The 16086-nt window shown below is 51.6% G+C and carries 12 protein-coding genes and 1 pseudogene; 11 read left to right on the top strand and 2 right to left on the bottom strand.

All coding sequences use genetic code 11. The features are described 5' to 3' along the window. Nucleotides 1-43: 43 nt before the first annotated feature. From J4617_RS18170 to foxA, 10 genes and pseudogenes are all read left to right on the top strand, one after another. Nucleotides 44-1297, top strand: a complete 1254-nt coding sequence (locus J4617_RS18170; RefSeq protein ID WP_000288503.1) for an MFS transporter — start codon at nt 44-46, stop codon at nt 1295-1297. Nucleotides 1298-1485: 188 nt separating this feature from the next. Beyond that, complete coding sequence (locus J4617_RS18165) at nt 1486-3444, top strand: site-specific DNA-methyltransferase (protein WP_017465395.1); 1959 nt, start codon at nt 1486-1488, stop codon at nt 3442-3444. Between the two features lie 9 nt (nt 3445-3453). Then, complete coding sequence (locus J4617_RS18160; RefSeq protein ID WP_012219085.1) at nt 3454-6426, top strand: type III restriction-modification system endonuclease; 2973 nt, start codon at nt 3454-3456, stop codon at nt 6424-6426. Nucleotides 6427-6702: 276 nt separating this feature from the next. After that, the gene (ssaA, locus tag J4617_RS18155; RefSeq protein WP_000934834.1) at nt 6703-6804 is read left to right on the top strand and encodes a small effector SsaA; all 102 of its coding nucleotides are present in this window, start codon (nt 6703-6705) and stop codon (nt 6802-6804) included. 116 nt (nt 6805-6920) lie between these two features. Further along, entirely contained in the window at nt 6921-8324 is a 1404-nt protein-coding gene (locus J4617_RS18150; protein WP_000393711.1) for a cytochrome ubiquinol oxidase subunit I, read from the top strand. Next, on the top strand, nt 8321-9331 hold the full coding sequence (gene cydB / locus J4617_RS18145; protein WP_017465394.1) for a cytochrome d ubiquinol oxidase subunit II: 1011 nt from the start codon (nt 8321-8323) through the stop codon (nt 9329-9331). Before J4617_RS18150 ends, cydB begins: the two co-directional genes overlap by 4 nt. Beyond that, a complete protein-coding gene (locus J4617_RS23205) occupies nt 9277-9462 on the top strand; it encodes a DUF2474 domain-containing protein (RefSeq protein ID WP_305954967.1) in 186 nt (61 codons plus the stop codon). The genes cydB and J4617_RS23205 overlap by 55 nt, the downstream gene beginning before the upstream one ends. Beyond that, a pseudogene (locus tag J4617_RS23090) lies at nt 9381-9573 on the top strand (hypothetical protein). Before J4617_RS23205 ends, J4617_RS23090 begins: the two are co-directional and overlap by 82 nt. A 95-nt stretch (nt 9574-9668) precedes the next feature. Continuing rightward, nucleotides 9669-10673, top strand: a complete 1005-nt coding sequence (gene foxR, locus J4617_RS18135; protein WP_000074605.1) for a ferrioxamine uptake transcriptional regulator FoxR — start codon at nt 9669-9671, stop codon at nt 10671-10673. A gap of 145 nt (nt 10674-10818) precedes the next feature. Then, the gene (gene foxA / locus J4617_RS18130) at nt 10819-12927 is read left to right on the top strand and encodes a ferrioxamine B receptor FoxA (protein ID WP_017465393.1); all 2109 of its coding nucleotides are present in this window, start codon (nt 10819-10821) and stop codon (nt 12925-12927) included. A 40-nt stretch (nt 12928-12967) separates the two neighbouring features. Here the strand turns inward: foxA and J4617_RS18125 are convergent, their stop codons facing one another. Further along, nucleotides 12968-13600, bottom strand: a complete 633-nt coding sequence (locus J4617_RS18125; RefSeq protein WP_000433131.1) for a LysE family transporter — start codon at nt 13598-13600, stop codon at nt 12968-12970. Nucleotides 13601-13831: 231 nt separating this feature from the next. On the opposite strand from J4617_RS18125, the gene yahO reads away from it, so the two are divergent. Then, on the top strand, nt 13832-14107 hold the full coding sequence (yahO, locus tag J4617_RS18120) for a DUF1471 family periplasmic protein YahO (protein ID WP_000848026.1): 276 nt from the start codon (nt 13832-13834) through the stop codon (nt 14105-14107). Between the two features lie 135 nt (nt 14108-14242). On the opposite strand, the gene prpR is transcribed toward yahO, so the two are convergent. Beyond that, the gene (gene prpR, locus J4617_RS18115) at nt 14243-15868 is read right to left on the bottom strand and encodes a propionate catabolism operon regulatory protein PrpR (RefSeq protein ID WP_000205277.1); all 1626 of its coding nucleotides are present in this window, start codon (nt 15866-15868) and stop codon (nt 14243-14245) included. Nucleotides 15869-16086 lie beyond the last annotated feature (218 nt).

Below are 16086 nucleotides of genomic sequence, written 5' to 3'. Positions count from 1 at the left end.
CGCTTCAAAGCTTGATGTTATTTTTTGATGCAGGACACTACCTATGTACACCCCCCTGAACTGGACGACGACACAACGACATGTGGCGTTTGCCAGCTTTACCAGTTGGATGCTGGATGCGTTTGATTTCTTTATCCTTGTCTTTGTACTTAGCGATCTCGCCGAATGGTTTCACGCTTCCGTATCGGACGTTTCCATTGCGATTATGCTGACCCTGGCGGTACGTCCCATTGGCGCGCTGCTATTTGGCCGAATGGCGGAAAAGTACGGACGTCGACCGATACTGATGCTCAATATTCTGTTCTTTACGGTGTTTGAACTGCTTTCCGCCTGGTCGCCCACCTTCATGGCATTTCTGATTTTTCGGGTCATGTACGGCGTGGCGATGGGCGGGATATGGGGCGTCGCGTCATCACTGGCGATGGAAACCATTCCCGATCGTTCGCGTGGCCTGATGTCGGGCATTTTTCAGGCGGGCTATCCCTGCGGCTATCTGTTCGCCTCGGTTATTTTTGGCCTCTTCTACAGTATGGTAGGCTGGCGCGGTATGTTCCTGATTGGCGCCCTGCCTGTTGTCTTGCTGCCTTATATCTGGTTTAAAGTGCCGGAATCCCCCGTCTGGCTGGCGGCCAGAGCGCGTAAAGAGAATACCGCGCTGCTTCCTGTTCTGCGCAAACAGTGGAAGTTGTGTCTGTATCTGGTGCTGGTCATGGCGTTCTTTAACTTTTTCAGCCACGGCACGCAGGATCTCTATCCTACCTTCCTGAAGATGCAGCATGGTTTTGATCCGCATCTGATCAGTATCATTGCGATTTTTTATAACATTGCCGCCATGCTCGGCGGTATTTTCTACGGTACGCTATCGGAACGTATTGGGCGTAAAAAAGCGATCATGATCGCCGCCTTTCTTGCGCTTCCGGTACTCCCGCTATGGGCATTTTCCAGCGGATCATTCACGATTGGCCTGGGCGCGTTCCTGATGCAGTTTATGGTGCAGGGCGCCTGGGGTGTCGTGCCGACCTGGCTGAACGAGCTGGTTCCGGCGAATGCGCGCGCCGTGCTGCCAGGGTTTGTTTACCAACTGGGTAATTTACTGGCGTCGGTTAATGCGACGTTACAGGCCCGCATCGCGGAAACGCATGGTGGCAATTACGGGTTGGCAATGGCGATCGTGGCTGGCGCGGTGGCTATTTTAATCTGTGTATTTGTGGCATTTGGTCGCGAGACCCGGGGAGTCGTCATCTCCGGTACAGATAGCGACGCCCTCCCGGAGTCGGCCATCAGTCATCGCACGTAAACACTACGCTCCTGGCGCATACTGTCGCCGGGAGCACGCCTTCCCCCCGTCGTTTTCACGCCCTTTCAACGAACAACAAAGGTTAATGATGGCATCTGCCTTTCGTGACCATTACAATCATCGCTTACTTTTTTCTTTATAAGAAATTGATTGTTGGACCTTAAAATTATCAACGGAGCGAAGATATCATGTTGAAAGATAACCAAAAACACAACGAGTCTGTTGCCCCGAATAGCGCCTTTCTGTCTGAGTTACAACGTGCATTACCGGAATTTTTTACCGCCGATCGCTATAACGAGCAGGGCGAACTGATCGCGAAAGGCGGATTTGATCTCGCCAAATTTGAGCGCGCGCTGAAAGCGCGTAATATTGATGAGCTGACTAGCGGTTATCAGATTGATTTTATTGGCAAAGATTACGCAAAAAAACAGGCGGGTGAAAAATCCGTTACCGTTATCGTTCCTGACGTGGAACACAATACTCTGGCAGAAAACAAAAACAGCCATAATCTTTTTCTGACCGGGGATAATCTGGATGTGTTACGCCATCTGCAAAATAATTACGCCGATACCGTCGATATGATCTATATCGATCCCCCTTATAACACCGGATCGGACGGGTTTGTCTATCCCGATCATTTTGAATATAGCGATCGGGCGTTGCAGGATATGTTTGGTCTTAATGATACTGAACTGGCACGTTTAAAATCCATTCAGGGTAAATCGACGCACTCCGCGTGGTTATCTTTTATGTATCCGCGTCTTTTCCTGGCCAGGAAGCTCCTGAAAGATACCGGATTTATTTTTATCTCTATCGACGATAATGAGTACGCCAATCTTAAATTAATGATGGATGAGATTTTTGGCGAAGGTGGATTTGTCACCAATGTGATGTGGAAGCGCAAAAAAGAGATTTCTAACGACTCTGATAACGTTTCCATCCAGGGGGAATACATTCTTGTTTACGCCAAAACCGGTCAGGGCGCTTTACGTTTAGAACCGCTTTCTAAAGAGTATATTCAGAAATCCTATAAAGAACCGACCGAACAGTTTCCAGAAGGGAAATGGCGACCGGTGCCGTTAACGGTGTCAAAAGGGCTGAGCGGCGGCGGCTATACCTATAAAATTACCACGCCGAACGGTACGGTACACGAAAGACTATGGGCTTATCCTGAAGCCAGTTACCAAAAACTGGTGGCCGATAATCTGGTCTATTTTGGCAAAGATAACGGCGGTATTCCCCAGAGAGTCATGTACGCGCACCACAGTAAAGGGCAGCCAACGACCAATTACTGGGATAACGTAGCGTCGAATAAAGAGGGGAAAAAGGAGATTCTGGATCTCTTCGGCGACAACGTTTTTGATACGCCGAAACCGACCGCATTATTGAAGAAAATCATCAAGCTCGCTATCGATAAAGACGGCGTCGTCCTGGACTTTTTTGCCGGTTCCGGCACTACGGCCCATGCGGTAATGGCGCTGAATGAAGAAGATGGGGGGCAGCGCACGTTTATTCTGTGTACTATCGATCAGACATTAAGCAATAACACTATCGCGAAAAAAGCAGGTTATAACACTATTGATGAAATCAGCCGCGAGCGAATTACACGCGTTGCGGCGAAGATCCGCGCCAACAATCCCGCGACCAATAGCGATCTCGGTTTTAAACATTATCGTTTTGCCACTCCGACACAGCAGACGCTGGACGATCTGGATAGCTTCGATATTGCTACCGGCCATTTTATCAATACCAGCGGTCAACTGGCCGCTTTCACCGAGTCAGGATTTACCGACATGATCAATCCTTTTTCCGCCAGAGGATTGGGCGTGCCGGGCGGCGCAAGCGGCGAAGAGACCTTATTAACGACATGGCTGGTCGCCGATGGTTATAAAATGGATATTGACGTACAGACCGTTGATTTTTCCGGCTATTGCGCCAGGTATGTTGATAATACGCGCCTGTATCTGATTGATGAACGGTGGGGAACAGAGCAGACCCGCGATCTTCTCAACCACATTGGTACGCACCAGCTTCCGGTTCAGACCATTGTCATTTACGGCTACTCTTTCGACCTTGAATCCATTCGTGAACTGGAAATCGGCTTAAAACAGCTTGATCAAAAAGTGAACCTGGTGAAGCGTTATTAAGAGGGGATGATGATGAATATTTTACTGGAAGAACTTCCCCATCAGGAACAGGCGTTAGCGGCGATTCTGGCGAGTTTCACCGGTATCGATCACGCGCAAGCCGATCATAATCACTATGCTAATCCGCTGATTAAGGAACGTTACGACGATAAGGCCAATATTGACGTTAAAATGGAGACCGGGACGGGTAAAACCTATGTCTATACCCGGTTGATGTATGAATTGCATCAGAAGTATGGCCTCTTCAAATTTGTGCTGGTGGTGCCGACGCCAGCCATTAAAGAAGGCGCGCGGAACTTTATTACCAGCGATTACGCCAGACAGCATTTTTCACAGTTCTACGAAAATACGCGGATGGAACTTTGCACCATCAACGCCGGTGATTTTAAAGTAAAGTCGGGGCGTAAAAATTTTCCGGCCCAGCTATTAAGTTTTACTGATGCCAGCCGTCGTGATAGCCATACGATTCAGGTTTTGCTGATCAATGCGCAAATGCTCAATTCCGCCAGTATGACGCGAGACGATTACGATCAAACGCTACTGGGCGGGCTGACGTCGCCTGTTAAAGGGCTGCAAATGACGCGACCGGTGGTCATTATTGATGAACCGCATCGTTTTGCGCGAGATAACAAATTTTATCGAGCGATTCAGGCCATTCAGCCGCAAATGATCGTCCGCTTTGGCGCTACCTTCCCGGATATTGTCGAAGGTAAGGGTAAAAATAAATGTGTACGTAAAGATTACTATCGCCGGCAACCGCAGTTTGATCTCAACGCGGTGGACAGTTTTAACGATGGTTTGGTGAAAGGTATTGATATTTATTACCCGAATCTCCCCGAAGAACAGGCCAACAATCGTTATATCGTTGACAGCGTCACGGCAAAGAAATTAATCCTCCGACGGGGGAGCAAAATTGCCGAGGTTGGCGTGGGCGAAAATCTCGCCGATGTCGATGCAGGATTTGAAGGCAGTATCGAATATGCCGGCAGTAAAATGTTGTCGAACGATCTGGAGCTGGAGGCAGGGATGGCGCTGGTGCCAGGAACCTTTGGCGCGAGCTACCAGGAACTGATTATTCAGGACGCTATCGATAAGCATTTTGACACTGAGCAGGCAAATTTCTTACGCAGCAATGAGCCAGAAAATAATGCCCCGCGTATTAAGACCTTAAGCCTTTTCTTTATTGACAGTATTAAAAGCTATCGTGATGACGAAGGCTGGTTGAAAGTCACTTTTGAGCGTTTGCTGAAAAAGAAACTGACGCAACTGATTGACGATTATCAGCGCAAGACCCTGCCGCGAGAAGTGGAGTATCTGTCGTTTCTGCAGGCCACGCTCGCCAGCCTGCACTCGGATAACCAAAACGTCCACGCTGGTTACTTTGGCGAAGACCGCGGAAGCGGCGATGAGGCGATCCAGGCTGAGGTAGATGATATTCTGAAAAATAAAGAGAAGTTGCTCAGTTTTTCAGACCATCACGGCAACTGGGAAACGCGCCGCTTTCTGTTTTCAAAATGGACGCTTCGCGAAGGCTGGGATAACCCGAATGTTTTTGTCATTGCTAAATTACGTTCTTCCGGTAGCGAGTCGAGCAAAATTCAGGAAGTGGGGCGCGGCCTGCGGCTACCGGTAGATGAAAATGGTCATCGCGTTCATCAGGAAGAGTGGCCGTCCCGACTGTCGTTTCTGATTGGTTATGATGAAAAAGCGTTTGCCAGCATGCTGGTTGATGAGATTAATCGCGACAGCAAAGTTCAGCTTAACGAGCAGAAACTGGATGAGGCGATGATCACACTCATCGTCACCGAGCGGCAAAAAGTCGATCCTGCGTTTACGGAGCTTCGTTTGCTGGAAGATCTGGATGATAAAAAACTGATCAACCGGAGTAATGAGTTTAAACCCAGCGTCACGCTTAACGGGGAAACCAAAAGTGGTTTTGCGTGGCTACTGGAGTTCTACCCTGAGCTGACGCAGGCGCGGGTGCGAGCGGATCGCATTCGTGACAATAAGCCCGCCTCCCGACTGCGAGTCAGGTTACGCAAAGAGAATTGGGAACAACTTAGCAGTATCTGGGAGCAGTTTTCCCGCCGTTATATGCTGCAATTCGAGCGTAGCGGCGCGTCTCTGGAACAGATTGCCGCCGAGGTGCTGCGCGATCCGGCGCTGTATATACGCCAGAAGCCAAGCCAGGTTCAACAACGGCTGGTATCGAATGAAGATAATGGCCGTTTTGAAGTGGCGCAGCGGGAAGGCGAATTAGCCGCCAGCGAATTTAGGGCGGGCATGAAATATGGCCATTTTCTTAAGCAACTGGCGTTACGCACCAGTCTGCCGGTTAACGTCCTGCACCCGGTGTTAATGGCGATGCTGCGTGATGTTTTGCACGGAGATTCACGTTATTTAAGCGAGATCTCGTTGGACAATATGACCCGCGCATTACAGGCGCGGATTAATGCGCATTTTGCGCAGCGCCACGATTATCTGCCTCTCGATTTTCAGGCTTCAACGTCGGTATTTGATTCTACGGCACGGCAGTTCAGAGAGGAGATTAGCGCTGAAATTGTGGGGAAAAATGTGGATGAGAATGCGATAGACGATCCCCGTTCTCTCTATCAAATACCGCCGTTGCGTTATGACAGCGTCGATCCAGAATTGCCGCTATTAAAATACGATTATCCGCAACAGGTTTCTGTGTTTGGCAAACTGCCTAAGCGGGCCATTCAGATCCCCAAATATACGGGGGGCTCTACTACGCCGGATTTTGTGTACCGTATTGAGCGTCAGGACGCCGACAGCGTTTATTTACTGGTTGAAACTAAAGCAGAAAATATGCGCGTAGGCGATCAGGTTATTCTTGATGCGCAACGTAAATTCTTCGATATGCTGCGTCGGCAAAATATTAATGTCGAGTTTGCGGAAGCGACCAGCGCGCCGGCGGTATTTTCTACGATCAATGGCTTGATTGAGGGGAAGGCAAACTAACGGGTTTGAATGGACCTTAACGGTTATCTTTTTGATAGACCATATAAAATGGCCGCCGCGCAGCGAGCGTTGCGGTCATTCTCCCTGTACTAATCCCCCGTCCCGTAAACCGCGTTGACTTGAAGGTTATCGTTTTACGTCTATTCTTAACTTTCAGCTAAGCGTATTTTGCTGAAATTGCAAATAGTCTTGAAGACGCTGTTTTTTTGTTTTGCCGTTATTTTTATAACGGCCAGGTAGATATTGCCAAGTGAATGTAACTAAGGGAGACATGTTATGCTAAATAGATACTACCGTTTCGCTGTCGAAAAAGACGACCCCTCCGAAGCGCCAGAGTCGGGCGATAAGCCTGACAGCCAGCCGCAAAAAAAATCGTAATTTATCTGGATATTCCCCGACGTTTTTACGTTTGGGGAAAATAACCGTTTCGTTTCAACCTGGTTGCGAACAGTGAATATTTTACACGAAGTGACTATATATAAACGGGAGGGAACATGGAGTTTGATGCCTTCTTTTTAGCGAGACTCCAGTTTGCCTTTACCGTCTCTTTTCATATTATTTTCCCCGCGATTACGATTGGCTTAGCCAGTTACCTGGTGGTACTGGAAGGTCTATGGCTAAAAACGCGTAATCCTGTCTGGCGCTCGCTCTATCAGTTCTGGCTCAAAATTTTTGCCGTCAACTTCGGGATGGGCGTGGTCTCCGGTCTGGTCATGGCTTACCAGTTCGGAACGAACTGGAGCGGTTTCTCCCAGTTCGCCGGCAGTATCACCGGGCCTTTATTAACCTATGAAGTGCTCACCGCATTCTTCCTGGAAGCGGGATTCTTAGGCGTGATGCTTTTTGGCTGGAACAAAGTCGGGCCGGGCCTGCATTTCTTGTCTACCTGTATGGTGGCGCTGGGCACGTTAATGTCGACGTTCTGGATTCTGGCGTCTAATAGCTGGATGCATACCCCGCAGGGATTTGAAATTCACAACGGTCAGGTGGTCCCGGTGGACTGGTTCGCGGTGATTTTCAACCCGTCGTTCCCGTATCGCCTGTTGCATATGTCCGTTGCGGCGTTTTTAAGTAGCGCGATGTTTGTCGGCGCGTCCGCTGCCTGGCATTTACTGAAAGGTAACGATACGCCGGCTATCCGCCGTATGTTCTCGATGGCGTTATGGATGGCGGTCGTGGTGGCGCCCGTTCAGGCATTGATTGGCGATATGCACGGCCTTAACACCCTGAAGCATCAGCCGGTCAAAATCGCCGCGATTGAGGGGCACTGGGAAAATACGCCCGGCGAGCCAACGCCGCTTACGCTGGTAGGCTGGCCGGATATGGAGGCGGAACGGACCCGCTATGCGCTTGAGATCCCGGCGTTGGGCAGTCTGATCCTGACGCATAGCCTGGACAAACAGGTGCCTGCGCTAAAAGATTATCCCAAAGAGGATCGCCCCAACTCTACCGTGGTGTTCTGGTCTTTCCGTCTGATGGTGGGCATGGGCGTACTGATGATCTTCCTGGGGCTGGCCAGCCTGTGGCTACGCTACCGACGCCGACTGTATCATTCGCGGCCCTTTATGCACTTTGCGCTGTGGATGGGGCCGTCCGGGCTTATCGCCATCCTTGCCGGATGGGTGACGACTGAAGTAGGACGTCAGCCGTGGGTGGTCTATGGCCTGCTGCGAACGCGTGATGCGGTTTCCGCGCACAGCACCTTGCAGATGAGCATCAGTTTGCTGGCCTTCTTTGTGGTCTATTCCCTGGTCTTTGGGGTTGGCTATATTTATATGATTCGTCTTATCCAGAAAGGGCCGCAGCCGGCGGAGACACCGACCGCTGAAACCGATGGCAGACCCGCGCGTCCTATCTCTGCCGTGGGAGAATCGCTTGAGCAGGAGAAACGCGAATGACCATCGATCTTCCGGTTATCTGGTTTGCTATTATCGTGTTCGCCACGCTGATGTATATCGTGATGGATGGTTTCGATCTGGGCGTCGGTATCCTGTTTCCGTTTATTCGTGATAAACACGATCGCGATGTTATGGTGAACTCGGTCGCGCCGGTATGGGACGGGAACGAAACCTGGCTGGTGCTGGGCGGGGCCGGGCTTTTTGGCGCGTTCCCGTTGGCTTATGCCGTCATCACCGACGCGCTGACTATCCCGCTGGTGGTTATGCTGCTTGGTCTTATCTTTCGCGGCGTCGCTTTTGAATTCCGTTTTAAAGCCACCGAGTCGCATCGCGCGTTCTGGGATAAATCCTTTATCGTCGGGTCAATCCTGGCGACCTTTGCCCAGGGGGTTGTGGTGGGCGCGGTGGTGAGCGGTTTTCAGGTGGAAGGGCGAACCTTTAGCGGTTCGCAGCTTGACTGGCTGACGCCGTTTAACCTGTTCTGCGGTGTCGGTCTGGTTGTCACCTACGCGCTGCTGGGCGCTACCTGGCTGATTATGAAAAGCGAAGATCCGCTGCATAGCCGGATGTGCGCGCTGTCGCGCCCGTTGTTGATCGTCTTGTTGCTGATGATGGGAGGCGTCAGCGTGTGGACGCCGCTCACCCACGACGACATCGCCGAGCGCTGGTTCACGCTGCCCAATTTATACTACTTCCTGCCGGTGCCTGTGCTGGTGTTGGCTTTTAGCGTCTGGCTATGGCGCAGCGTGAAAAAACCAGAATCCCATGCGCGTCCATTTATTCTCACGCTAGGGCTGATTTTTCTGGGGTTCAGCGGGTTAGGCATCAGTATTTGGCCGAATATTATTCCACCGGATATTTCGCTGTATGCCGCCGCCGCGCCGCCGCAAAGTCAAAGCTTTATGCTGGTTGGGGCGCTGATAATCATCCCGATTATTCTGGCTTATACCTTCTGGAGCTACTACGTCTTCCGTGGAAAAGTGCGACATGGAGAGGGATATCACTGATGGTTAAAGTGAAAAAATGGTCGCGGCGAGTCGTATGGATGGTCGCGATATGGTGCGCCAGCGTGCTTCTGCTGGCGGGAGTCGGAATGTTATTCAGACTGCTCATGACCTCCGCAGGATTTCGCTCCTGACTGATACCCCCCGGACGCGCTTTCATCTCTCGCGAAAGCGCGTTTTTATCGACAGATCGGCGTTTACCGATCACCTTTGCTCGCCTTATCTCCCCCCTCAATAGCGGTTGATAATTATTCTCATCTTTATTGTCGTTCCCGGGCCGCAGTGATATGGTTACACAGTGGCTAACGCTCTGGTATAACGCAGATAAACGGTATTGATAATGTCTCCGATCTCCTGTCACTCTTCCGCCGCCCCGGCGATGAAAAAGATCTTTTCCGTCAGCGATTTCATCGCGTTTGGCGAGCGTTATGGCATTGATTACCGCTTCCCTGCGTTACCGCAGTATACGCAGAGTAGTCCCGTACTTCATGGCGATATCGAAGAGATAGCGCTTCCCGGCGGGATTTGCATTACACGCTCGGATGTTCACGTGTTACAACCTTATGAAACCACCTCTCGCCATAGCAGTCCGCTGTATATGCTGGTGGTGCTGGAAGGTAACGTCGCGCTGGCTGTCAATGAGCAGACCTTTTTGTTGAGCGCGGGGATGGCGTTTTGCTCGCAACTGAGTGAGCAGCAGACGATACGCGCCCATCACGGCGCAGACAGTAAATTGCGCACCTTATCGCTGGGAATGTACCCGGACGGCGGATGGCGGGAGCGTTTGCCTGTCTCGCTGGCAGACGAGTGGGAAAATAGCGCAACCTCGGCGAGGGTCTGGCAGGTGCCGGAGTTTCTGCTTTCGGGGCTACGTTATGCGCAGCAGCCCGGACCTCATGCGGCGTCACGCCAGTTAATGCTGGAAGGCATCATGCTGCAATTGCTGGGCTATGCGCTAAATCTATGTCAGCCCGCAACGCAAAAACGCGGGCTTCCCGTCACCGGTGAATACCAGCGGCTGGAGCTCATTCGGCGTTTACTGGAGCAGACGCCGGAAAAAGCCTACACGCTGAACGAACTGGCGCGTCGGGCGGCAATGAGTCCAAGTAGCCTGCGGTGCAAGTTTCGCCATGCCTATGGGTGTACCGTGTTTGATTATCTGCGCGATTGCCGCCTGGCGCGCGCGCGTCGTTATCTGATGGAGGGATACAGCGTGCAGCAGGCCGCCTGGATGTCAGGCTATCAACATGCCACTAACTTTGCGACGGCATTTCGTCGGCGTTATGGCTGCTCGCCCGGCGAGCTGCGTGACGCGTCTCTGACGGCGTCCCGCCACTGTGCGTAACGCGCCCCGCCAGAGCGGTAATATCCGCCGCTAACCCGGTTTTCTGCCGCTTTGGGTGATTTTTTATCATTGCGCATAGGCAATCTGGCGTTACGCATAGTGGTCCGTTATCTCTAAAAGGTAATAATTCTTATTTACAATAAAGATGCCTTTGGAGATGTTCATGTTTGCGACAACGCGTATGGCGCTATTGATAGGCGGAGCTATCGGCGGCGCGACTTTTCCTCTTTCTGCCCAGGAAACCACAAAAAATGATACCGTCATTGTCACCTCGCCCGTTCAGAGTGGCGCGACCAAGCTGGCGACGCCAGATATTGAAACGCCGCAGTCGGTATCCATTATTACCCGCCAGCAGTTTGAAGAGCAGGGCGCAACCAGCGTGCGTCAGGCGGTCAGCTACACCCCAGGCGTATACAGTAACCAGATAGGCGCCTCTAACCGCTTTGATTACATCGTATTGCGTGGTTTTTCGGACGGTAGTCTGGATAACGTCTATCTCGACGGGTTAAAAATGATGGGCGACACCAATTCGCACAGTTCGTTGGTGGTTGACCCCTGGTTTCTGGAAGATATCGAGGTGGTACGCGGCCCGGCGTCCGTTCTGTATGGTCGTTCATCGCCAGGCGGCATTGTCGCGTTGACGTCGCGAAAACCGGCGTTTGATGTCGGGGGAGAAGTGAAGCTGTTTGCCGGCAATCACAACCAGCGCGGGGCGGCTTTTGATGTGACCGGCCCACTGGATGACAATGAACGTGTGGCGGCGCGTCTTAGCGGTATGACACGTTACGCCGATTCGCAGTTTACCCCCTTGAAAGAGGAACGTTATGCGCTGATGCCGAGCCTGACCTGGCGAATTACCGATCGGACGCGTCTTGATCTTATGGCCTATCTGCACCGTGATCCGGAAGGCGGTAGCCACTCCGGACTGCCTTATCAAGGCACGGTTGTACCTTATAACGGCAGAAAAATTTCTAACACTTTCTTTGAAGGTGAAGATGACTACGACAAATACGATCGCCGTGAAAATATGGTGGGTTATAACATTGAGCATCTGTTCGATAACGGCTGGTCGGTACGGCAAAAATTGCGTTATTTGCATACCAAAGTGACGTTGAATCAGGTCTATGCCGCAGGTTGGTTGAATGAAACGGCGCTGAATCGCGGCTATTCCGGCTCCGGGGAGAAAATGTCGGCTATCGCGCTGGATAATCAGCTCGACGGCAGCGTGGATACCGGGGCGATTAATCATCGTCTGCTGGTGGGGATCGATTATCAGGATCGCAGTAATCATACTACTGGCTATTATGGCGCGTTTCCGCCGATTGACGCTTTCAACCCTGTTTATGGCGCTCAGCCGGATTACATTACGTTGTATAGCCGTGAAAAACATAAGCTGCGGCAGACCGGATACTATTTACAGGATCAGATGTCATGGGATCGCTGGCGCTTTACGTTGGGCGGTCGTTACGATCGGGTCAGCGTGTCTAACATCGACAAACTTCATGATTCACGCAGCGATCTCGATAAAAACAACGTCAGTACCCGTGCTGCGTTGCTTTATCTGTTCGACAATGGCGTCGCCCCCTATCTCAGTTATTCTACCGCGTTTACGCCGACCAGCTTCGCCGACGAAAACGGCAATGTGCTGGAACCGATGAAAGGCAAGCAGTGGGAGGCGGGGGTAAAATACGAACCGCTGGGGGGGAATAGCCAGTTTAGCGCCGCCGTGTATCGTATTAACCAGACAAATATCGCGACCAAAGAAGAACCTACCGATCCGTACCGCTCGATTGGTGAAATTGAGTCTAAAGGGGTGGAACTGGAGGCCATTAGCCATTTGTCGGATAGCGTCCGTTTGCAGGCGGCGTATACCTATACTGATATCCGTTATAAGAAAAGTAGCCCGCAAGAGCAGGGTAAGCGCGCGGTTTATGCTCCACGGAACCAGGCCAGCGCCTGGCTAAGCTACGATGTGAAAAGCGGTCTGTTAGAGGGGCTGACTTTGGGCTCCGGCATCCGGTACGTCAACGGCGTGACCAGCGATCGCCTGAATACCCACATGTTGCCGTCCTATACACTGGTCGACATGGTAGTTGGGTATGATTTATCCAGCATTGGGTTAAATGGCTTGAGCGCCCAGCTCAACGTAAATAACCTGACGGACAAACGCTATGTCGCTGCCTGTAATTCGCTCTCTTATTGTTATTTTGGCGCCGAGCGTAGCATTGTAGGCAGCGTGTCATGGGCGTTTTGATAACGCTTATCGTCCGGTAGCAAAGGCTACCGGGCAAACATTAGCGGTGCGTCACGCCTTCATAGAGAAGTCTGAGCGCAAACATCCCGATAATGGCGCCGATAACACGGCTGGCAATGCGCTGTATACGCCCATAAGCGCGGCGGACTGCGGGGAGCGAAAAGGCCTGGCTGAGAAAAATACGCCAGATAACGGATGACAGCACAATTCCGGCCCAGGCCATTAACCTTGCCCATGTGGGCGTTTCTGCGCTAAGCGTTACGGAAAAAATACTGATAAAAAACAGTACGGTTTGCGGATTGGATAAATCGGTCATTAATCCCCGGCGAAAGAAAATCGTCCACGGGGCGGCAATCGGCGTCTGGAGCGTGCTCATTTGCGGCGTCGCCTGGTGGCGAATACTGTTCCAGGCGAACCATAATAAATAGGCGCCGCCGACAATTTTGATAAGAGAAAATACCGCTTCGCATTGCGTAATGAGCGTCGCCAGACCGAAAAGCCCCAGCCCGGAATAAAAGGCGTCTCCCGTGGCGACGCCCAGGCCGGTGATGACTCCCGCCCGGCGTCCTGATGCGAGGCTGGTTTGCACCACCACAAACAGATTCGCGCCGGGATTAAAAAAGGTTAACACAAACAGACTGACGGTAAGCACAACGGCATGAAACGGCTCCATAGGCAACTCTTCTCTTAGCCTCAAGAAATAACGTTCATCTTATTAATAGTCAAACCAGATGATTGCGAGTGAGATCACAAAGCAGGGGCGTTTTAATCCGCGTTGTTACGCCGACTGAGCGGGGGCTGACTGGATTTTTCCAGCAATCTACACTACTTATTTAATCAGTCCGAACGGCCTTTTTGTTCTGATAAAGCGATGATGGCGTAATAATAAAACGAGGGTTTTGCTATGAAAACTGGCTACAAGGTTATGCTTGGCGCATTAGCGTTTGTCGTGACAAACGTTTATGCCGCAGAAATCATGAAAAAAACGGACTTTGATAAAGTCGCCTCCGAATACACGAAAATTGGCACGATTTCCACCACCGGGGAAATGTCGCCGCTGGACGCCAGAGAAGATTTAATCAAAAAGGCGGATGAAAAAGGGGCGGATGTGGTGGTGCTGACGTCCGGGCAGACAGAAAATAAAATTCATGGTACGGCTGATATTTATAAAAAGAAATAAAAGCGTTGCATCATAAAAATACCCGCCTGGGTTTCCGGCGGGTATTTTTATTCCTGGCAACCGGCATCCGTTTTGCCGGATGACGGCCTGCAGTAAACGTAGCGCCATCAGGCATTCAGGACGCGGTCATTTGTCTTAATTATCCGACTGGTCTTTGGCACCAGCTTTTAAACGACGCCACAGAGTGGTGCGGCTAATCCCCAGATAACGCGCCGCGGCGCTCTTATCGCCCTTAAAGCGCGCCAGTACATCCTGTAACGCGTTCGCATCCACGGTTGAAGGCGTCAGCTCTGCTGTGTTCACCATAAGCTCAGGTAATAACTGCCGCATAAATTGCCTGTCCAGCGTTGGCGCGGGATCGACGCTTAAAAAAAGCGCCAGGCGCTCCATCATATTACGCAGTTCGCGAATATTACCGGGCCAGCGCCAGGCCAGCAAAAGCGGCTGACACTGTGTCAATCCATGACGTATCGATTCGGTAAACGGAATTTCCATCGCTGCCAGCGACTGTTTTAAAAAGCTTTCCGCGAGCGGCAAAATATCAGCCTGCCGCTCGCGCAAAGGAGGAAGCGTCAGACGCAGAATACTCAGGCGATAAAAGAGATCGGGGCGAAAACGTCCTTGCATTATCTCCCGATCCAGATCGCAATGCGTAGCGCTGATCACCCGGACATCCACCGGGATCGGCTGGTGTCCGCCGACGCGAGTGACGGCTTTTTCCTCCAGTACGCGCAAAAGTCGGGTTTGTAACGGCAAGGGCATTTCGCCGATTTCATCCAGAAACAGCGTGCCGCCGTGTGCGATTTCAAACAGCCCCGCCCGGCCTCCTCGTCGTGAACCGGTAAACGCGCCCTCTTCATAACCAAACAGTTCCGCTTCTAGCAACGACTCGGTAATCGCGCCGCAATTGACGGCGACAAAGGGAGGGGATGGCTTATTCTGACGGTGAGGCTGGCGGTGAAAGAACGTCTGGTGAATCGCCTGCGCCGCCAGCTCTTTTCCGGTCCCTGTTTCCCCCTGAATCAGCACTGCCGCACGGGAGCGGGCATAGAGCGTAATCGTCTGGCGGAGCTGCTCCATTTGCGGCGACTGGCCGCGTATATCGCCCAGTTCATACCGGGTTTGTAATCCCTTGCCGGATGGGTAATCCACGCGCTGGCGCCGTGTCAGACGGGTCATATCCAGCGCATCATGGAAAGCCTGACGAACGGTCGCCGCGGAATAAATAAAGATGGCGGTCATTCCCGCTTCTTCCGCCAGATCGGTAATTAATCCCGCGCCGACGACGGCTTCAATACCGTTGGCCTTAAGTTCGTTAATTTGCCCGCGCGCGTCCTCTTCGGTGACATAGCTTCGCTGTTCAAGACGGAGGTGAAACGTTTTCTGAAAGGCAAGTAAAGCCGGAATGGTCTCCTGATAGGTCACGATACCGATAGACGAGGTGAGCTTTCCCGCTTTCGCCAGCGCCTGTAATACATCGAATCCGCTGGGCTTGATGAGGATCACCGGTATTGACAGGCGGCTTTTTAAATAGGCCCCATTCGAACCCGCCGCGATAATCGCGTCGCAGCGCTCGGTCGCCAGTTTTTTGCGAATGTAGGTCACCGCCTTTTCAAAGCCGAGTTGAATAGGCGTGATGGTCGCCAGATGATCGAATTCCAGACTGATATCCCGAAACAGTTCGAACAGACGCGTTACGGAGACCGTCCAGATCACCGGTTTATCGCTATTATCGCGCGGAGCGCTGTGAGCAGTCGTCATCGCAGTAGGCTCATCTTTGAGGGGCGATTTTTTGTTTTAAACGTGTTTCATAAATGTTGCAATGAAACGGGGTGATTCGTTTCATGAAACGTTAGCTGACACGTTTTTCTTTTCCCTTAATCGCGCTTATTCATAACAGGCATTACTGTAATTGCCTGTTTTTAAATCTCATTGTATTTAATTTTCTCGCTGCCTCTTTGCCTGGCATAGCCTTTGCT

It is taken from the genome of Salmonella sp. 32010601201800023SM (assembly GCF_017572235.1).
GTDB classification, from domain to species: domain Bacteria; phylum Pseudomonadota; class Gammaproteobacteria; order Enterobacterales; family Enterobacteriaceae; genus Salmonella; species Salmonella enterica.
The sequence above is the reverse complement of the archived record's forward strand: the minus strand, read 5'-3'. Positions and strand labels throughout refer to the sequence as shown.